This window comes from Novosphingobium aeonii (assembly GCF_052279045.1).
In the GTDB taxonomy this organism is placed as follows: Bacteria; Pseudomonadota; Alphaproteobacteria; order Sphingomonadales; family Sphingomonadaceae; genus Novosphingobium.
This window is the reverse complement of record NZ_CP176832.1, coordinates 1,012,857-1,031,051: the sequence shown is the minus strand read 5'-3', so window position 1 is coordinate 1,031,051 and position 18,195 is coordinate 1,012,857. Positions and strand designations below refer to the sequence as shown.

Genomic DNA, 18,195 nt, shown 5'->3' with positions numbered 1-18,195 from the left:
CGGCGGGCAAGACCCTGAACCATGGCTCGCAAGTTCCTCTACGCAATCGCCGTTATCGTCGCACTGCTGATCGGTTCGCTGGTGGCCCTGCGCCTGTGGTCGGATCGGCTCACGGAAATGGCGTTCGTGCCGAACGTGACCTTCGCGTCGCAGCAGAAGCTCGGGCCTGAAGCCTGGCGAGATCCGCACATGTGGATTTCCGGGCCGGGGATCGAAAACGATCCGGCCCACTGGCTTCCACCCGGCGTGACCCCACCCACCAAGCCCCTGCCGGTCGCGGTGTTCTTCGTCCATCCCACCAGCCTGATCGATCGCAGCGCATGGAACGCCAGCTTCGCTGACAAGGTTTCGCAGGACCGCGCCGCCCTGTTCGTGAAAGGCATGGCGAGCCCGTTCAACGCCGCGGGCGAATTATGGGCACCCCGCTACCGCCAGGCCGCCATCGGCGCGTTCCTCACTGGCGAGAAGCCGGCGAACGAGGCCATCGATCTCGCCTATTCGGATGTCCTGGCCGCATTCGACACTTTCGTGAAGGCCGTGCCCGGCAACCGCCCGATCGTGCTGGCCGGACACAGCCAGGGCGCCTTCCTCCTGCGCCGCCTCATGCGCGACCGGGTTGCGGGAACGCCGCTCGCGCGCCGTATCATCGCCGCCTACGTGATAGGGTGGCCGGTCTCGCTGGCCCATGACCTGCCGAAGATGGGCCTTCCCGCCTGCCGGAACGCCGATGACGTCAATTGCGTGGTGAGCTGGCTTTCGGTGGCCGATCCCGCCGATACGCAGATGCTGCTGAAAGCCTATGCCCGCCGGACCGGGCTCGATGGGCAGAGCGTGGCCGCCAGCCCGTTTCTCTGCACCAATCCGATCACCGGCACCGACGGGGGAAGCGCCGATGCAGCGGCCAACCTCGGCACCCTGGTACCCGATTTCGCCACTGCGGCCGGAACCCTGGCGAAGGCGACGGTCCCCGCCGCTTGCGGTACCGACAATTTTCTCCACATCGGCCCGCCTCCCGCACTCGAGATGGGCCCTTACGTTCTTCCCGGAAACAACTACCATCTCTATGACGTGACCCTGTTCTGGGCGAACCTTCGCGCGGACTTCGAAGGACGGGTTGCGAAATGGCAGAAGGCACAGTGATCACCGCGAGCGCGCTGGATTATCGCGATGCCCTGCCCGAAACCGGCGGCGCGCTGCTGGGGCTCGATCTCGGCACCCAAACGATCGGCACCGCTTTCTGCGATGCAGGCTGGCGCTTCGCTTCGCCCGGCAAGACGCTCAAACGGGGCAAGTTCGGCGCGGACAAGGAACTGCTGATGGAACTGGTCCGTGAACGTTCCATCAAGGGCATCGTCATCGGCCTGCCTCTCAACATGGACGGGTCCGAAGGCCCGCGGTCCCAGTCCAGCCGCGCCTATGCGCGCAACCTCTCCGCACTGGGCCTGCCTATCCTGCTCTGGGACGAACGCTGGTCCACTTCCGGCGCGGAACGCGGGCTGATCGAACAGGACATGAGCCGGGCCAAGCGCGCCACCCGCATCGATTCCGCCGCTGCCGCCGTCATCCTGCAAGGCGCGATCGACGCGATGGCGGGTGGGCTCTTCTAGGTCGTAAACTGACGCGCCGCTTCCTCCCCTCTCCGCTTTCGTGCTTCGGCAGCCACCCACCGGCTGCCGCACTGCTCCGCATCCCTCCAGACCGCATCGCGCAACGCGGCATCCGCGGTCCCGCTCGCCAAGGCATCCCACGCGACCAGCCTCATGCGGTCGCTCGGGTGCGATTTTCCGAAGCGGCTCGCGATGTCCAGCGCCTCTTCCCCGCCCAGTGCCACGGCGATGCGCAGGAAACTCTCGCTCGGGCCATGTCCCAGCACGCGGGTAACGGTGCCACGCTCGATATCGAACTCGCAGTGATCCATCCACGCCTGCCCAGGCTGTGTATGCACGAGGTTCAGCGCCACCGAGAGGGACGCCGGGGGGTGCTGCACATGAACGTCGCGCTGCGCCCGGTAATGGACGATGCGGCCCTGCTCCAGCACGAGAGGTCCTTGCGGACGTAGTTGCACCGACTGCCCGACATGCCACGAGACGGCTTCGCGATCGTACTCATACTCATCCGAGAGATACCCCGGGCCGAAATATCCCAGCGCCAGCAGGTCGTAGTTATGATCGTGCGCCTGTCCGTAGCCGAAAGCCTCCGGCCCGCTGGCACGGAACTGGGAATCACCGGGCGCAGGCCAGATTCGTGCATTGAGGAAGAAATTGCCTTGTCCCGGCGTGACCAGCATGATCGATTCCGGCCCCACGCCCGCAAGCGCATCGGCGCCATCGGGAACCGGCGAAAGGCCGGCCAGCATGTCCACGAGCAGGTCGCCCAGGAACGTCCGATCGTTACCGAGCCGCTGCAACCAGTTGGCGGCGTGGGAAAGACTGACCTCCTCGCGCGGATCGAAACCCCAGCCCGAGATCGCGTCGACAAACTCGGCGAGCGAAGCCACCGTCGGGTCGCGCATCGCCATTACCCGCGCCATTGGGCCACCTTTTCCAGTTCCGGCCACTGGACGAGCAACGACCGACGCAGCTCTTTGGCCGGCGACGCCAGCACAGCGTCGTCGCTTGCCGCCACATTGCCCAGCAGCACCATGCCCGCCCGCGTGTCGAGCGCAAGGATGGCCCGCAGCGCCTGCCAACGCAGCTCCGCAGCCCCATCTCCAAGCGCAATTTTCGACATGAGCGGCACCGCATCACGCCGCCCCAGCGCCGCAAGCACGGCCATCGCCATGTCGAGCCGGGTCTGTTCCAGACGTGCGGCCGCCCGGCGTATCAGCGCGCCATCGGCCAGGCCGTATTCACGCACGGCATCGGTTTCCGGCACGAACCTCTGGAGGCGCAGCACGACGAGACTGCCGCGCACGGAACGGACCTGATGCGCTTGCCGCGATCCGTCCCGGTAAAGCCGCGTTCCCGCGCGCAGCGGGACAGTTTCCCGGTGGAATTCCGCCTGTTTATCCGAGACGGGAATGCGTTCGATCCGCTCCGCCTGCCCCTCCCCCGCAAGAACCAGAGCCCAAGTCTCCAGCCCCGCGAATTCGACGGTCTCTGGCGCCGGCTGGAGTTGCAGCGCTCTTTCATCGTAAAGGGAAAGCCCCAGGGTGGCGTTCCCGGCATGAGCGAGCAGGACGGTATCAACCACCTCCAGGCGGCTGTGACGGAGCGGTAATTGCCCCAGGGGATATCGCCGCAGCACCGAAAGTACCCGGCCAACGAGATCATCCACGAAAGTCCGTGCCGAAACGCCGTCAGCGGTGAACAGTGCACTCAGCGGCTGACAGTCCTCGAACCTTTCCCCGCGCCCGAAGCGGTCCATCGCCGCCAGGGTCGGTGCGGCGCCGGGCACGGCCCGCCAATCGGCCACTGCCTGGGCGAGTTCGCGTTGCCCCTCGGTCCATTGCGCGTCTGGGGAAAGCGCCTGAAATGCGTCCTGCTGCATTCTATGCGACCGGTATCACGTACCCGGATGCAGTTCGTAAAGGCAGGGGACAAGAAGCGCACGATTGTCATCTAGGCATTGCAGGCGGTCACGATCTGCAAGGGTACCGTGAAGTGCAACTGGACTATCGAGATCGGGAAGCAGGGCAAGATCGATCTGCGGCAACTCAAAAATCAATGAATCCGTTCGCTGCAAAACATCCCCCTTCGGCACTGATGATCCGCCGTAAATAACAAGGTTGCCGCACACCCGCCTTCCGGCTTAATTAATTTCCTGCAATTGTAAATATACAATTAACCGACGTAATTGACCCTCAATAGTGTCGCACTTTGGATGTCTTATGGGAATCAACCTGACGAGGCCGCGCGCAGCACGATCGTCAGGCCCTCGGCGGATGCAACCGCCTCGTCATCGGCCGGGATCGGAAAACGGCCAGCATCGGCGCGGGCGCGTTCCAGCACGGCTGACGGAACAGCCAGTTCATGCATGACCCGGTCTGCCGATCCCAGGAGCCGGGCCTCGCGCAAGGTCAGGTCTTCGGGGTCCGCGCTTCGCAGCCGGATTTCCACCATGCCGGTCGAGACAGGGGTCGCATTCGCCAGCCAGCCTTCGATACGCGCTGCGCTCTGCTCCACCAGCGGATCGAGCGGGCCGCCCTCACCCAGCGCGGCATCAAGAGCGCGCCGCCGCTCACCGGCATCGGGAAAACGCGTCCGCAACGCTGCACGGGCAGAGAACAGCCCTTGCGCGAGCGCGCCCAGCGTCTGCGGCAAGAGCATCTCCAGCCGCAGGCGGAGCTGCTTCGCCAGCCCTGCCGAAGCCCCGCCCGTACCGATAGCCAGCAGAACCGGCGTCCGATCGAGAATCGACGGCACAGTGAAATCGCATAGTGCGGGCCGATCCGGCACATTAACCAGGAGCCCGGCTTCCCGCGCGCGCGCCGCGTCGGCCAGTGCCAGCGCCTCGTCCTCATGCGCGACAAAGGCTATTCGCGCGCCTTCGAGGATCCCCTCCTCAAGGCTTGCGACAGGACGCGCGCCAGCCCGTTCCACCAGCCGGCGCTTGGCTTCCGCCGCTTCGCCCGCTCCCAGCACCACCACCGGTTGGCCGGTGAGGCGGTGGAACAGCGGTAAACTTTCAATCATGAAGAACGGCCTCGATAGGAACGACGGACTGCGCCGTTCCTATCCGTTCAGGCCATGATTGTCGAAGCCCGCGGGACTGTTCCGGGTCAGGCCAGCCACTCCGGCACGGTTTCCGCCGCGAGGATCGTTTTCGGCTCGATCCGGGCGGCAACGATCGCCCACTTGTCTCCGTCCACCATCACTTCGGGCACCAGCGCACGGCTGTTGTAGGTGTTCGCCATGGTCGCACCATAGGCGCCTGCCGTGCGGAAGATCGCCAGATCGCCCGATACGACCTCATCGATCTCGCGGCCCATGGCGAACGTATCAGAGCTTTCGCAGATGGGTCCGACGATGTTGGCGGTCATGGTCCTGCCGTTGGGCTTCACTGCCGCGAAGTCGTGCCAGGCATCGTACATGGCGGGGCGCGCAAGATCGTTCATCGCCGCATCAACCACGACAAAGGGATTCACCGCGCCTTCCTTGACCCGGACGACTTCGGTAACGAGCACGCCGGAATTCCCGGTGATCACACGGCCCGGCTCGAACATCAGGGTGACGCCCCAGTCCTTCGCCACCGATGCGACCATCGCGCCGTAGTCCTGCGGTGTCGGCAGCGAATCGGTGGCCTTGTAAGGCACGCCCAGCCCGCCGCCGAGATCCATGTGCGTCACCGAATGACCTTCGGCACGGATCGCCTCCATCAGCTCGCCCATCTTGATGAAGGCGAGGCGCGAGGGTTCGAGATCGGAAATCTGGCTGCCGATATGAACCGCAAGGCCCTTCATATCCAACCCGACCAGCCCCGAGAGACGAGCATAGATCCCGGCCGCACGGTCATAGGCAACGCCGAACTTGTTGTCCGCCTTGCCAGTGGAAATCTTGGCGTGCGTGCGCGCATCCACATCCGGATTGACCCGCAGGGCGCAAGGCGCGCGCAGGCCGAGTGCGGCGGCGATCTCCGCCAGTTCCACACCTTCTTCCTCGCTTTCGAGATTGAACTGGCCGATCCCTGCCTTCACGGCGGCGGTCAGTTCGCGGCGGGTCTTGCCCACGCCCGAAAACACGATGTCCCCGGCAGGAATTCCCGCAGCGAGGGCACGGTTCATTTCACCCTCGGATACGACGTCGGCGCCGTAACCTTCCCTGGCAAGCAGGCGAAGCACCGCAAGATTCGGGTTGGACTTCACGGCGAAGGCGATGTGAACCTTGGGCAGTTCCGCCAGCGCTTCACGAAACACGCGGGCATGGCGGCTGAGCGTGCTGCGGGAATAGACGTAAACTGGCGTACCGACTTCGGCGGCAATCGCAGCCAGCGGCACGTCTTCGGCGAAAAGCTCGCCGTTCGTGAGTTCGAAATGGTCCATGGTCGTCTCGGCTAAGGCATTTTTCGAGCCAGGCGAACGGCCCGGCCCACGAAAACGCGGCAAACAGGAAAGAGGCTTATTCCGGGGGCGGGAGGTCGAAAGGATCGTCCTCACGCGATTCCGAGCGGGTGCGCAATTCGACGCTACGCTCGGGTATCGCCAGCGTGGGCGTATTGAGCAGTTCCGCGCTGCCCGGTTTCTGCTCGCGACCATAGGGCGCGGGCGGAAGCTGCTGCCCCGGTTTCAGCGCGAGCGCGGACCGCTGGCCGCAGGCCGAAAGGGCGAGAAACAGGATCAGGGCAGCCGTCTTGCGCATTCAGATCACTCCAGACCGAGCGCGAGCCGGGCTTCGGCAACGCGCAGGCGTACCTGCTCGGGCGCGGTGCCACCGTGCGACTTGCGCGCGGCGACCGAAGCCTCGACCGAGAGCGCCTTGAATACGCGCTCGTCGATGCGGCTGTCGATGGCCTTGAGGTCTTCCAGCGGCAATTGGTCGAGCGCGACACCGCGCTGCTCGGCCAGCTTTACCGCCGAACCGGTGATGTGGTGCGCCTCGCGGAAGGGAATGTTGCCTTCGCGCACCAGCCAGTCGGCGAGATCGGTGGCAGTGGCGAAGCCCAGTTCGGCAGCGCCGCGCATGCGATCGGTGCGGAAGCGGGTTTCCGCAACCATGCCGGTCATCGCCGCAATCGACAGCGCCAGCAGGCTAGCCGCCTCGAAGACCGGCGGCTTGTCGTCCTGCATATCCTTCGAATAGGCCAGCGGCAGACCCTTCATGGTGATCATCAGGCTGGTGAGGCAGCCAACGATCCGGCCCGAATGGCCGCGCACCAGTTCCGCGGCGTCCGGGTTCTTCTTCTGCGGCATGATCGAGCTGCCCGTGGACAGCGAATCGGGCAGTGCCACGAAACCGAAGGGCTGGCTGGCCCAGATGATGAATTCTTCGGCCAGACGCGAAAGGTGCAGCGAACACTGGCTGGCCGCCATCAGGTAATCGAGCGCGAAATCGCGGTCCGACACCGAATCGAGACTGTTGTCGGTCGGCGCGTCGAAGCCGAGCGCCTGCGCGGTCATCGTGCGGTCGATCGGGAAGCCGGTTCCGGCAAGCGCCGCGGCGCCGAGCGGGCTGCGGTTCATGCGCTTGCGAGCGTCGGCAAACCGCGAACGGTCGCGGCCGATCATCTCGTAATAGGCCATGAGGTGATGGCCCAGCGTCACCGGCTGCGCGGTCTGGAGATGGGTGAAGCCGGGCATGATCGAATCGGCATGCTCACCGGCACGGGCGACGAGCGCCTTCTGGAGCGCTTCGAGACCCGCATCGGCCTGATCGACGGCATCGCGCACCCAGAGCCGGAAATCGGTCGCCACCTGGTCGTTACGCGAACGGGCGGTGTGGAGGCGTCCTGCAACCGGGCCGATCAGCTCGGCAAGGCGACCCTCGGTGGTCATGTGAATGTCCTCGAGGTCCCAGTTTTCGGGAACTCCGGAGACTTCGTACTCGGCCGCAACCTGATCGAGGCCATCGCGAATTGTGATCGCGTCCTCGGCCGAAACCACGCCGCAAGCCCCCAGCATCGCGACGTGCGCCTTGCTGGCCGCGATGTCCTGCCGCCACAATGCCTTGTCGAAGGGGATCGAGGCATTTATCTCGCGCATGATTGCAGACGGTCCACCTTCGAACCGTCCCCCCCACATCTGGTTGGAGCCTGCCGCCTTGCTGTCTTCCAAATCGCTCAAGTCGCTCGTCCTGTGTTCCATCGCGGGGGCAGGCGCCCTCCTGGCCGCGGGCTGCGATAGGCAAAGCGGGAAGGACGCGCAACAGGAGGCTTCGGCGCAAGCTTCCGAAAGCACCGCGCCGGCCGCCGCAAAGCCTGCTGGCAAGCTGGACCGTTCGCACAAGGGCGATCCGATGCCGGACGTGACCCTGGTCGACAATACCGGGGAGAGCCTCGACCTCATGTCGCTGAAGGGCAAGCCGCTGCTGGTAAACCTCTGGGCGACCTGGTGCGCCCCCTGCATCGCGGAAATGCCGACTCTCGAAGCCCTTGCCAAAGACCCCAACGGGCCGGTGCAGATCCTGCCGATCTCCGAGGATACCGGAGACACCTACAAGGTCGTGGAGATCCTTCGTCGCCGCAAGCTGGACAATATCCAGCCCTGGGTGGACGAAAACGGCGACCTCGGCTTCCAGTACGGCGGCAACCTGCCCGTAACGGTTCTGTTCGACAGCCAGGGCCGCGAGGTCTGGCGCTACACGGGCGGCAACGACTGGAGCTCTCCGGAAGCAGCCAAGTTGCTGGCAGAAGCCAAGTAGGCGGATCGGGGGCCCGCGGGGCCGGGAGAACCATGGTCATCCTCATGCGGGCGCCGCGTCTTGGCAGGACCGGCACAAGGCGCCGCTGATCCGCTTCAGGCGGTCTTGACGAGTTCCGCCAGCCGCGAACCAGCCGGCGGATAGCCCGCCGGTGTCGCTCCAGTAAACCAGATCAGCCGCCCCTGCGCCGCTTCCGGCACAACGGCGAAACGCGTCTCGGTATCTCCGGTCAACGGGAGCCCCTTGCCGCGCAAGTATTGCGCGGCGGCTGTGGCATCACGAACCTTGAAGACGAGGTGCCGGATTCCCTTCACCTCGCGCGCATGGACGGAAACGGCGTCGCTCTGCTTGCGTCCTGCCAGAACTTCGAGGACGGTATCGCCTATTGCAAAGGCGGCACAGTCCCCCTCGGGCAGTGCTCTTTCGCCAAGTTCCGGCAACCCGAGTTTCCCGTGGAACATTTCGCGCGCATCGTTCAGCGATGGCGCGGAAAGGCCGATGGCCTGCAATCCCTCGATCCCCAGCGGATGCCCGTCCCGCCACTTCGCCGCGCTCCACGACGGATCGCGGCGAGGATCGCCGGGCATGTCCTGCTTCACGATCTCCAGCCGCAAGCCCATGACCTGTCCGCGCGGGATCAGGAAATAGAAGGCTTCCATGCCCGGATCGTAATGCCGCTTGAAGCCGCGCGCCGCGAACCAGGCGTCTGCCGCCGCCAGGTCGTTCGTCTTGAGGGCGATGCCGATCCAGCGGTTCTCCCCTGCCGAGCGCCGCAGCATGTCGCCGAGCGGATGCCCCGGTTCCGCGCCTCGACCGGCCGGGGCGATCGGGATCAACATGGTGTCGCCCACCATCAGCAAGCTCTCTTCGCGGTCGAGGCCGAGCTTTTCGGTTTCCGGCGTTATCAATATCTCGTGCGCGGTCTCCGCGCCGAACACCTCGCGAAAGAACGCGTCGCAGGCGGGACGCAAGCCATTATCGGCAAGCGCCCAGCTTACGTGAACCAGCGGCATCCCCTCCATCGGCCGGGGCCGATCAGTAGGTTTCGGGGCTGCCCGAGCCCATAAATCTGGCAAGGTTCATGTGCAGGCTCGCCACTGAGCGTTCCATGTAGGGGTTGGGCTGCGCGCCCCGGAAACCGACGTTTTTCATGCCTTGCTGGACAGCAGCCATGTTGGCGAAGTCCTGCTGGAGAACAGGCGGCCAGTCATTGGGGGCGGTGTATTCCCATTCCGTTTCGGGAGCTTCACCCTCGGGCCAGAGTTCGTAGACGGCAGCCTCGAAGATGCACTTGTCCGGATCGGCGCCATAGGGCCGTGCCTGATAGCAGAGCATGTTGTTGACCGCGTGGCCGATCTGGAAGTTCGGGAAGATCTGCCAGGCCGTGCCCGCCTGGGCCGTGTGCTGCGGATCGACCTGCGCCCACACCACGCCGCGTTCCGCGTCTTCCTTGCGCGCGGTGCCGATCCAGTAGGCCGACACTTCCGCCGCCGGGGTACCTTCGGGCAGTTCGTCCTTGAGGCGGTTGGCAACGCCGACCAGTGTCATCGTCGTGTTGGTATTGGCATTCGCCCAGGTGAAATTCTGCATTTCCGCCGTGGTGAGCCGCGGGTCCTCGCCCGCGCCGAGGCGCAGTTTTCCGGAGTCTTCCTCCTGCCCCTTGGGCGCTTCGTAGCCGATGTTGGAGTGCAGTCCCTGGTTGCGGGCCCAGCCGCGGAACTGGCCGAATTCCATGAATTCGGGGTGCGTGGTGGAAACATGGTAGGTTTCGCAGAAGGCCTCCATCGCGACCTTCCAGTTGCACTCGAACACGACCCATTTGCGCCAGCGGGGACGCATGTTTTCAAGGCCATAGGGGTCGAGCATGCCCGCTGCCGGGTGGAGATATTCGGCCAGCGGCATGCAATCGGGGTCGAGATTGATCCAGACCCAACCGCCCCAGAGACCGACCTGAACGACACCTAGATCGGCCTGACCGCCACAGAGCCGCCCCTGCCAGTCTTCCTGGTGTTCTAGATAGGTGTTGGCCCCGTCCAGCCCGAAGGTCCAGCCATGATAGCCGCAGATGAAGTTGCGGCGCGTGCCCCTGGCATTGCGCATTCCCGGCGGCGTATCGACCAGCTTGCGGCCGCGGTGCGGGCAGACATTGTGGAAAGCGCGTATCTCGGTTTCCGAGGCGCGGACCACGATCACCGAATCGTCGAGGATGTCGAAAGTGATGAAATCGCCGACTTCGGGAATGTCTTCCAGGCGCCCCGCCTGAAGCCAGACCTTGCGCCACAGCCTGTCGCGTTCGGCCTTGGCGTATTCCGGTGAAACGTAGGCCTCGGCCGGGACGCGGACCGGGACGGTCAGGTCCTCGGCAGCCTGCACGATCGTGCCAATTTCACCCATGCGTTCTCATCCCGTTATCTTCGCGCCGATTTGCGCCCGTTATCCCATTATTCGCACAGCGGAGCAAATCGCCGTGGCGCTACCGCGTTCACGCCGGCGCGAAAGCGAGGCTGCGGCGCGGCAGCGTGCCGATCGCCAGACTGCTTGCCGCCATCATGCCGATCGCCAGCCAGAGGAAGCTCTCGTAGCTTCCCGTCCGGTCGTGGATCACCGCCGCCGCGAGCGGACCGATGGCCGTGCCGATCGACAGCGCCGCCAGCACCCCGCCATAGAGGCCGCCGAAGTTCCGAAGCCCGAAATGCCGGGTGATGAGGTAGACGACGACGTCGATCTCGGCGCCCAGGGTCAGCCCGATCAGCGCCGAGGCCAGCGCCAGCGCCGCCAGCGAAGTGCCGGAACCCAGCAACAGGCCGCAGCCCGCCACCGGCAGCAGGAACACCGCCGCGCCGACCAGCGAAGCCGGGAAACGATCGAGCAGGACGCCCGTGCCCAGCCGCCCCGCCAGCGAGAACCAGCCGACGAACGAGGCGATGGCCGCCGCCGTCATCGGGTCTGCGCCCCGGTCTCCCAGGATCGAGACGAAGTGGACGACCAGGGCAATGATCGTGAACGTGAACAGCAGGCTTGCCGCGAACAGGCGGTGGTAGACGCTGGAGCGCAGCCCTTCGCCCAGCGAAGCGCCGGGCAAATCGCGCCGGACCGGCGCCTTGGCGGCCCTGCTGCGATCGTGCGCGCCGCGGAAGAACATGAGGATCGCCGGGAAGGCGAGGAGGAACCACAGCCCGCCGTGAACCGCAAAGGCCAGCCGCCAGCCGAAAGTCCTGATCGCCCATGTCCCCAGGATCGGGAACAAGCCCGCCGCGATGGAGGCGCCGCAAAGCGTCACCGCCAGGGCCAGCCCGCGCGAAAGTTCGAAGCGCGAAGCCACCGCGCTGGTCCAGACCGAAGCCTGCACCGGCAGCGAGACCATCGCGATCAGGCCCCACAGCAGGTACCACTGCGAAAGGCTTGCCCCCACCGTGCCGAGCAGCGCGAAGGCCAGCGTCAGCAGCACCGCGCCGATCACCCCGAACCTGCGCGGACCGAACCGGTCGACCGCAAGGCCGATGAACACGCCGCCCACGGCCTGCACCAGGGTTGCGATGGTGAGCCCGAAGGTCACTTCGGTGCGGCTCCAGCCCATCGCTTCGGCCACCGGGCCGATGTACGGTCCGATGCCGTAGATATGGATCACGCTGGTGGCATAGCCGAGCCCGGCCGCCACCGGCACCAGCCCGTATCTCGCCCACTCCTGCCGAGCCGATGCCGCCTCAGTCACCGTAGGAAAGCTCCACCCGCGTGGGCTCGCCGTTCGGGCCCATCGGCGAATCGTATTCGATGCAGGTACAGACCGGATTGGCGTGGCCGGCGAAGAGTTTCTCCTCGTCCGCCATTGTCATCGGCCGGCGCGCGGGATCGCTGATGATCGCCTGCGAGCGTTCGAAGTCCTCACGGCTGTTCCACCAGATTTCCATCACGCAGTCATAGCCGGGATCGTGGATCTCGCCGGTGATCGGGTTCTTCTCCGGCACCAGATAGCGCCGGACGTAGCGCACCGCGCCGGGGATCGCCGGCGCCGCGCCCATCTTCTTCGAGAGCTGCGAATGCTGGTTTTCATAGTAGTCCATGAACGCGTCCATGGTCATGTCGGCGCGCTTGCGGAAAAAGCAGAGCTGCTTGAGCATGATTACGCCTTCCTCAGCGCCAGGACGCTGCCTTCGAGATCGGCGCAGATCCACACCGTGCCGTCCGGCCCCACATCGAGCCCGGTCATGTTGCCCATCGGCCCGCACATGTCGCCGACCCCGCCGAGCGGCCGGGGATCGGTGCCTTCGGGCGTGCCTACCGGCAGGTCCGAGGCGATCACCTGCCGCGCGCCGCCGGACAGATCGCACTGCACGACCTCCCGCCGCTTCACGTCGAGCACGGTGACGATGCCGTCGCGCACGGCCAGTCCTTCGGGCCGGACGAGATCGTCGAGCACCGTTTCCGTGCGCCCGCCGACCAGCCTGACCACCCGGCCCGCTCCGCTTTCGGCCACATAGACGGTACCATCCCCGGCAACGGCGACGCCCTTGGGCCGGTCCAGCCCGGAGGCCAGTTCCTCGACCCGCCCGCCATCGGCCGAATGGACCTTGCCGGTGCCGTATTCCGCGAAGACCACCGCGCCCGAAGGGGCCAGCGCCACACCCATCAACTGGTCGAAACCGCTCGCCAGCACCTCGCTCGCCGGGCCGGCGGGGTGGAACCTGGCCACATCGCCATTGGCGGTGGTGACGATCATCGTTCCTGCCCCCGCCGCAACGACCCCGCGCGAGTAGCCGGGGAAATTCGGGCTGAACAACATGCCTTCCAGCTTGGCCATCTCGCCCGCGCGCAGCGAGAAGACGAAGCCGCCGTCGGCGATCCACAGCACGCCGTCCTCGCCCATCGCCACGTCGAGCGGCCATTGCAGGCCCTTCTCGACCAGCGGCTTCACCAGCCCGCCCGCGCTTCGGGGCGTGGTGATCTCATGGATCGAGCCCAGGATGTGCGAGACGAACAGGCGGTCCCCCACGAAAGTGCAATTGTCCAGCCCCGCGCCGATATCGGCCAGCACCGTCTTCTCGCCGGTGCGCGGATCGATCCGCAGCACCTGGCCGCTGGCGACCTGGGTGGAGACGATCATGCCCTGCGCGTCGAATTTCAGCGAATCCGGCACGCCAAGGTCGCCGCAGACCACTTCCGGCTCGCCGCGCCCGTCAAGATCGACCCGCCAGATCGCGTTGGCGCCCATCACCGGCATGTAGAGCTTGCCGTCGGGGCCGACCTCGAAGGCATTGGGCATCGGCACGTTATCGGCAATCACCCGCGCGCCGCCGCCCTCGCGGTCCAGTTCGACGACTTGCGCGCCGATGTGGCAGCCCGCCGCGATCAGGCGGCCTTGCGAAAAGGTGATCGGGTTGGCCACCGGCAGGTCCGCGATCACGGCGCTGCTGCCGTCGGGGCGCAGCACCGAAACGCGACCTTCGGTGATCTCGGTGGCGTAGAGATTGCCCGCATCGTCGAACACGAGATCGTCCGGGGCGGTGATCGCGCCGCCCATCTCGCTCACCACTTCCACCGCGCCGCTGTCGGGATCGATCGCCGAAACGCGGCTGCCCGCGACTTGCGCCACATAGATGCGCCCATCGGCGCCCGTGCGCAGGCCGTTGGCGCCGTTGAGGCGCGAAGGCGGGGTCAGCCGGTGCAGCGTCCAGCCTTCGGCCGGGCGGGCGGAGACGACGCCGTGATTGCGTCCTGCGGGTTCGAGCATCGTCAAGAATGTCCTCTCGTCCGGCCCTGCTGCGGCCGTTCTTTTGCGTGCCGAGCCTATCCAGCGTGTCCGGGGCAGGCAACGCGGTGACCGGGACGAAGCGCCTGGGAACGCGCACTATCGCCCGGGCGACGTTGGCGCGGCTTTGTTCGATTGCCCCGCCCCGCCCTGTACGCATATTCGATCGACAGACGGAAAAGAGACCACCCCGATCAGGGACGGTCGGCCGGGAGAGTTCCATGGAAGAGATGCGCTTTGACGGCCGCGTGGCGGTGATTACCGGAGCCGGCCGCGGTCTTGGCCGGGCCTATGCGCTGCTGTTGGCGGCGCGCGGGGCCAAAGTGGTGGTCAACGATCTGGGCGGTGCGATCCGGGGCGACCTCGATGCACCCGGCGCAGACGAGAGCGTGGCGCAGAGCGTGGTGGACGAGATCGTGGCGGCGGGCGGCGAGGCCATCGCCAATACCGATTCCGTCTCCACCCCCGAAGGCGGCAAGGCCATCGTCCAGGCCGCGCTGGACCAATGGGGCCGGATCGACGTGCTGGTCCACAATGCCGGAAACGTGCGCTACGGCTCGATCCGCGAGCTTTCGGCCGCAGACCTTCACGCCGTGCTCGACGTTCACCTGCTCGGCGCCTTCCACGTCGTGCAGGCCGCGTTCGGGCCGATGTGCGATGCCGGTTACGGGCGCATCGTGCTGACCAGTTCGGTCGGCGGGCTCTACGGCAACCTCAACTGCGTGAACTACGGCATGTCGAAGTCGGCGATGCTGGGCCTCTCCAACATCGCCGCGCTCGAGGGTGAGGCGCACAACGTGAAGTGCAACGTGATCGTGCCCGGCGCGGTGACGCGCATGGCCGAGGGGCTCGACATCTCGCAGTATCCGCCGATGGACCCCGAACTCGTGGCGCCGGTGGTCGGCTGGCTCTCGCACGAGCAATGCCCGGTCACCGGAGAGACCTTCGCCTCGATGGCGGGCCGCGTGGCGCGCATGTTCGTGGCGGAGACGCGCGGCGTCTATCGCCCGGAGTGGACGATCGAGGACGTGGCCGCCGCTTCCGATGCCTTCCGCGACAAGTCCGAAGTGCTCGATTTCGGGCTTCACGGGCATGTCGATCACATCGGCTACTCGTTCCGGATGGCGACGGCGGGCGCCGATGCGTGACCGGGCTTAATGAACAACATTGTTGACAACTAACTGCCGGCTGCGCCAGATTCGGCAGCAACGGGCGACCGGAGCAGAGTCGCCACCCAAGAGGATGCCCATTCGATGGAAATGACCTGCCTCAAGACCGACGTGCCAAGCCCCGAGGAACTCGACATCCCGGCGCTGAAGGCCAAGTATCGCCAGGAGCGCGACAAGCGCATGCGGCGCGAGGGCGGCGAGCAGTACGTGCGGCCCACCGAAGACTTTTCCGACAATTACGCCCACGATCCCTTCACCCCGGTGGCCGAGCGTGAGCCGATCGTCGAGGATCTGGACGTCGCCATCCTCGGTGCCGGTTTCTCGGGCATTCTGGCCGGCTACCACCTGCACAAGCAGGGCGTTTCCAACGTGCGCAACATCGATCACGCCGGCGGCTTCGGCGGCGTATGGTACTGGAACCGCTATCCCGGCGTGCAGTGCGACAACGACGCCTACTGCTACCTGCCGCTGCTGGAAGAAACGGGGTTCATGCCCAGCAAGAAGTTCTCGGACGGCTGGGAAATCCAGCAGTACTGCCAGGACATGGCCGAGCGGTTCGACCTCGTGGACAAGGCGCTGTTCCACACGCTCGTCACCTCGATCCAGTGGGACGAAAGCATCAAGCGCTGGCACGTGAAGACCAACCGCGGCGACGACATTCGCGCCCGGTTCGTGGTCATGGCCGGCGGCGTGATGAACATGCCCAAGCTGCCGGGCATCCCCGGCATCCACGACTTCAAGGGCAAGATGTTCCACACCAGCCGCTGGGAGCATGACTATACCGGCGGTTCGTGGACCGCGCCGGAGCTGGAAAAGCTCAAGGACAAGCGCGTCGCCATCGTCGGCACCGGGGCAACCGCCGTGCAGGCGGTGCCCTACCTCGGCAAGTACGCCAAGCATCTCTTCGTGCTCCAGCGCACGCCGTCGAACATCGACGAACGTCCCAATCCGCCGACCGACCCGGACTGGGCCGCCTCGCTCGCGCCGGGCTGGCAGCAGGAGCGCATGGCGAACTTCCACCGCGCCGCGCAGCAGTTCTTCCTGCCGGGCGAGCCTGACCTGATCTGCGACATCTGGACCGAGATCAGCCGCAACCTCGCCGTCGAACTGGCGGAGGAAGGCTGGCCCGCGCTCGATCCGCTGGAGTTCATGGATCGCCGCGAAGTCGTGGACTTCCAGGTGATGGAACGCCTGCGCCGCCGCGTCGATGCCATCGTGCAGGACGAGGAAACGGCCGAGAAGCTCAAGCCGTGGTTCCGCTTCATGTGCAAGCGGCCGCTTTCCAACAACGAGTTCTACCCGACCTTCAACCAGCCCAACGTCACGCTGATCGACGTTTCGGGCACCCAGGGCGTGGAACGGATGACCGAGAAGGGCTTCATCGCCGATGGCGTGGAGCACGAGGTTGACCTGATGATCTTCGCCTCCGGCTTCGAAGTCACCTCCGACCTCAAGCGCCGCTGGGGCATCGACACCGTCGAAGGACGCGGCGGCAAGTCGATCTACGACCACTGGACCAACGGCGCGAGCACGTTCCACGGCGTGATCACCGACGAATTCCCGGCGATGTTCTACATGGGCTACATCCAGGGCGCCACGAACTCCTCCACGACTGAGCAGTTCGGCCGCCAGGCGGAGCACATCGGCTTCATGGTGGGCGAAACCCTGCGCCGCGGCGCCAGCACCGTCGCCGCCACCCGGGAAGGCGTCGAAGGCTACTGCGCGCACTGCAAGGAAAACGAAGTCGACATGTCCGGCTTCCAGAACGACTGCACGCCCAGCTACTTCAACAACGAGGGCGACAAGGAACTGAAGTGGGCCCTGTTCCGCGGCTATCTGCCCGGCTGGGACGCCTTCCGCGACATGCTGGCCGACTGGCGCGGCAGCAAGGAACTGGACGGGGTGAAGTTCGAGGCCTGATTCTCGAATAGCCCGTTCCGGCCGGGGGGCGCGGGTTTCGCCCGCCCCCCCCCGGCCAGCATTTGCCCGACGCGGCGGCGATGGCGCCGGCGGCGGCGGCAATTCCCGGGCGGAACCAGCGTAACGCCCAACTCCGCACTTGCCGAGGCCGGCCGGCGCGGGCATCGCCGCCGACATGACCGCGCCGACCGACCGCACCGCCCTTCTTGCCGGCCTCTCCATCGTCGTGGCGCAGGCCTCGATCAATCTCGGCGCCGCTTTCGCCAAGAGCCTGTTCCCGATCGTCGGGCCGGAAGGCGTCGCCGCCCTGCGCACCGCGATTTCGGCCGTGATCCTGCTGGCCATAGCCCGCCCCTGGCGCAGCCGCATGAGCGGGCGGCAACTGGGCTGGCTGCTGGTCTACGGGCTCGTGCTGGGCGGCATGAACCTGATGATCTACTGGGCGTTCCGGCGCATTCCCATCGGCATTGGCGTTGCCATCGAGATTTGCGGACCGCTCGGCGTGGTCCTGGCGACCTCGCGTTCGCTGCGGGACTTTCTCTGGCTCGGCCTGGCGCTCGGCGGACTGGCGCTGCTGATCCCCTGGCCGGGACGCGCCGCCCCGCTCGATCTGGCCGGGATCGGCTTCGCGCTTGGCGCGGCGGCCTGCTGGGCGCTCTATATCCTTTGCGGGAAACGCGCAGCGCAAGTCGGCAGTTCGACGGCGGTATCGATCGGGATGACGGTGGCCTGCCTCGTCACCGTGCCCTTCGGGATCGCTTCGGCTCCGGCCAGCCTGCCGCTGCCCGCGCTCGGCCTCGGGTTCGTCGTCGCGATCCTGTCCAGCGCCTTGCCCTACATGCTTGAAATGCGGGCGATGACGCAGCTCCCCAGCCGGATCGTCGGCCTGCTCAGCAGCATGGCCCCCGCACTCGGCGCGATCGTCGGCTTCGCGGTTCTGGGCGAGCGGCTGACCGGGCTGCAATGGCTGGCGGTGGCAATGATGATCGCGGCAAGCGCCGGCTGTTCGCTCGCCGCCCGGTCCCCGGTGGCAAGCCCCCGCGACGAGGCGATGGCCTGAACCGCC

Annotated in this window: 17 protein-coding genes; 6 read left to right on the top strand and 11 right to left on the bottom strand. The window is 66.1% G+C overall.

Annotation, left to right across the window (positions count from 1 at the left end; translation table 11 throughout):
* The first annotated feature begins 21 nt into the window (after positions 1-21).
* Both ACLIMP_RS05165 and ruvX read left to right on the top strand, forming a co-directional pair.
* Entirely contained in the window at positions 22-1,140 is a 1,119-nt protein-coding gene (locus ACLIMP_RS05165) for a DUF3089 domain-containing protein (protein ID WP_324697962.1), read from the top strand.
* Positions 1,122-1,607: a Holliday junction resolvase RuvX gene (gene ruvX / locus ACLIMP_RS05160; protein WP_054437127.1), complete on the top strand. Its 486-nt coding sequence runs from the start codon at positions 1,122-1,124 to the stop codon at positions 1,605-1,607. The genes ACLIMP_RS05165 and ruvX overlap by 19 nt, the downstream gene beginning before the upstream one ends.
* Here the strand turns inward: ruvX and ACLIMP_RS05155 are convergent.
* From ACLIMP_RS05155 to argH, 6 genes are all read right to left on the bottom strand, one after another.
* Positions 1,604-2,530 carry a transposase gene (locus ACLIMP_RS05155; RefSeq protein ID WP_443478084.1) on the bottom strand — a complete coding sequence of 309 codons (927 nt, stop codon included), beginning with the start codon at positions 2,528-2,530 and terminating at the stop codon, positions 1,604-1,606. The genes ruvX and ACLIMP_RS05155 overlap by 4 nt on opposite strands.
* A complete protein-coding gene (locus tag ACLIMP_RS05150; protein ID WP_324697958.1) occupies positions 2,518-3,489 on the bottom strand; it encodes a hypothetical protein in 972 nt (323 codons plus the stop codon). The genes ACLIMP_RS05155 and ACLIMP_RS05150 overlap by 13 nt, the downstream gene beginning before the upstream one ends.
* Positions 3,490-3,836: 347 nt before the next feature.
* Positions 3,837-4,634, bottom strand: coding sequence for a precorrin-2 dehydrogenase/sirohydrochlorin ferrochelatase family protein (locus ACLIMP_RS05145; RefSeq protein ID WP_324697954.1), 798 nt, complete (start codon positions 4,632-4,634; stop codon positions 3,837-3,839).
* A gap of 86 nt (positions 4,635-4,720) precedes the next feature.
* Positions 4,721-5,980, bottom strand: coding sequence for a diaminopimelate decarboxylase (gene lysA, locus ACLIMP_RS05140; RefSeq protein WP_443478083.1), 1,260 nt, complete (start codon positions 5,978-5,980; stop codon positions 4,721-4,723).
* Between the two features lie 76 nt (positions 5,981-6,056).
* On the bottom strand, positions 6,057-6,296 hold the full coding sequence (locus tag ACLIMP_RS05135) for a YdgH/BhsA/McbA family protein (RefSeq protein ID WP_054437144.1): 240 nt from the start codon (positions 6,294-6,296) through the stop codon (positions 6,057-6,059).
* Between the two features lie 5 nt (positions 6,297-6,301).
* A complete protein-coding gene (gene argH / locus ACLIMP_RS05130; protein ID WP_324699003.1) occupies positions 6,302-7,675 on the bottom strand; it encodes an argininosuccinate lyase in 1,374 nt (457 codons plus the stop codon).
* 19 nt (positions 7,676-7,694) lie between these two features.
* On the opposite strand from argH, the gene ACLIMP_RS05125 reads away from it, so the two are divergent.
* A complete protein-coding gene (locus ACLIMP_RS05125; protein ID WP_324697950.1) occupies positions 7,695-8,294 on the top strand; it encodes a TlpA family protein disulfide reductase in 600 nt (199 codons plus the stop codon).
* 95 nt (positions 8,295-8,389) lie between these two features.
* Here ACLIMP_RS05125 and ACLIMP_RS05120 read toward each other — a convergent pair whose 3' ends face one another.
* The 5 genes from ACLIMP_RS05120 to ACLIMP_RS05100 form a co-directional block, all read right to left on the bottom strand.
* Entirely contained in the window at positions 8,390-9,307 is a 918-nt protein-coding gene (locus tag ACLIMP_RS05120) for a VOC family protein (RefSeq protein WP_185998107.1), read from the bottom strand.
* Between the two features lie 22 nt (positions 9,308-9,329).
* Positions 9,330-10,688, bottom strand: coding sequence for an aromatic ring-hydroxylating oxygenase subunit alpha (locus ACLIMP_RS05115; protein ID WP_054437154.1), 1,359 nt, complete (start codon positions 10,686-10,688; stop codon positions 9,330-9,332).
* An 88-nt stretch (positions 10,689-10,776) separates the two neighbouring features.
* Complete coding sequence (locus ACLIMP_RS05110) at positions 10,777-12,006, bottom strand: MFS transporter (RefSeq protein WP_185998108.1); 1,230 nt, start codon at positions 12,004-12,006, stop codon at positions 10,777-10,779.
* On the bottom strand, positions 11,999-12,412 hold the full coding sequence (locus ACLIMP_RS05105; RefSeq protein ID WP_054437160.1) for an EthD domain-containing protein: 414 nt from the start codon (positions 12,410-12,412) through the stop codon (positions 11,999-12,001). Before ACLIMP_RS05105 ends, ACLIMP_RS05110 begins: the two co-directional genes overlap by 8 nt.
* A 2-nt stretch (positions 12,413-12,414) precedes the next feature.
* Positions 12,415-14,022, bottom strand: coding sequence for an SMP-30/gluconolactonase/LRE family protein (locus tag ACLIMP_RS05100; protein ID WP_132469438.1), 1,608 nt, complete (start codon positions 14,020-14,022; stop codon positions 12,415-12,417).
* Between the two features lie 239 nt (positions 14,023-14,261).
* Between ACLIMP_RS05100 and ACLIMP_RS05095 the strand changes: the two genes are divergently transcribed.
* The 3 genes from ACLIMP_RS05095 to ACLIMP_RS05085 all read left to right on the top strand — a co-directional run bounded on the left by ACLIMP_RS05095 (position 14,262) and on the right by ACLIMP_RS05085 (position 18,189).
* Positions 14,262-15,188, top strand: coding sequence for an SDR family NAD(P)-dependent oxidoreductase (locus tag ACLIMP_RS05095; RefSeq protein ID WP_324697946.1), 927 nt, complete (start codon positions 14,262-14,264; stop codon positions 15,186-15,188).
* A gap of 105 nt (positions 15,189-15,293) precedes the next feature.
* Complete coding sequence (locus ACLIMP_RS05090; RefSeq protein ID WP_292636616.1) at positions 15,294-17,129, top strand: flavin-containing monooxygenase; 1,836 nt, start codon at positions 15,294-15,296, stop codon at positions 17,127-17,129.
* A gap of 139 nt (positions 17,130-17,268) precedes the next feature.
* Positions 17,269-18,189: an EamA family transporter gene (locus ACLIMP_RS05085; RefSeq protein ID WP_443478082.1), complete on the top strand. Its 921-nt coding sequence runs from the start codon at positions 17,269-17,271 to the stop codon at positions 18,187-18,189.
* Positions 18,190-18,195 lie beyond the last annotated feature (6 nt).

Bases quoted from the DNA above. Each gene is read 5' to 3' on its own strand.
- ACLIMP_RS05165 (WP_324697962.1), top strand. From the start codon at position 22: ATGGCTCGCAAGTTCCTCTACGCAATCGCCGTTATCGTCGCACTGCTG.
- ruvX (WP_054437127.1), top strand. From the start codon at position 1,122: ATGGCAGAAGGCACAGTGATCACCGCGAGCGCGCTGGATTATCGCGAT.
- ACLIMP_RS05155 (WP_443478084.1), bottom strand. From the start codon at position 2,530: ATGGCGCGGGTAATGGCGATGCGCGACCCGACGGTGGCTTCGCTCGCC.
- ACLIMP_RS05150 (WP_324697958.1), bottom strand. From the start codon at position 3,489: ATGCAGCAGGACGCATTTCAGGCGCTTTCCCCAGACGCGCAATGGACC.
- ACLIMP_RS05145 (WP_324697954.1), bottom strand. From the start codon at position 4,634: ATGATTGAAAGTTTACCGCTGTTCCACCGCCTCACCGGCCAACCGGTG.
- lysA (WP_443478083.1), bottom strand. From the start codon at position 5,980: ATGGACCATTTCGAACTCACGAACGGCGAGCTTTTCGCCGAAGACGTG.
- ACLIMP_RS05135 (WP_054437144.1), bottom strand. From the start codon at position 6,296: ATGCGCAAGACGGCTGCCCTGATCCTGTTTCTCGCCCTTTCGGCCTGC.
- argH (WP_324699003.1), bottom strand. From the start codon at position 7,675: ATGTGGGGGGGACGGTTCGAAGGTGGACCGTCTGCAATCATGCGCGAG.
- ACLIMP_RS05120 (WP_185998107.1), bottom strand. From the start codon at position 9,307: ATGCCGCTGGTTCACGTAAGCTGGGCGCTTGCCGATAATGGCTTGCGT.
- ACLIMP_RS05115 (WP_054437154.1), bottom strand. From the start codon at position 10,688: ATGGGTGAAATTGGCACGATCGTGCAGGCTGCCGAGGACCTGACCGTC.
- ACLIMP_RS05105 (WP_054437160.1), bottom strand. From the start codon at position 12,412: ATGCTCAAGCAGCTCTGCTTTTTCCGCAAGCGCGCCGACATGACCATG.
- ACLIMP_RS05100 (WP_132469438.1), bottom strand. From the start codon at position 14,022: ATGCTCGAACCCGCAGGACGCAATCACGGCGTCGTCTCCGCCCGCCCG.
- ACLIMP_RS05095 (WP_324697946.1), top strand. From the start codon at position 14,262: ATGGAAGAGATGCGCTTTGACGGCCGCGTGGCGGTGATTACCGGAGCC.
- ACLIMP_RS05090 (WP_292636616.1), top strand. From the start codon at position 15,294: ATGGAAATGACCTGCCTCAAGACCGACGTGCCAAGCCCCGAGGAACTC.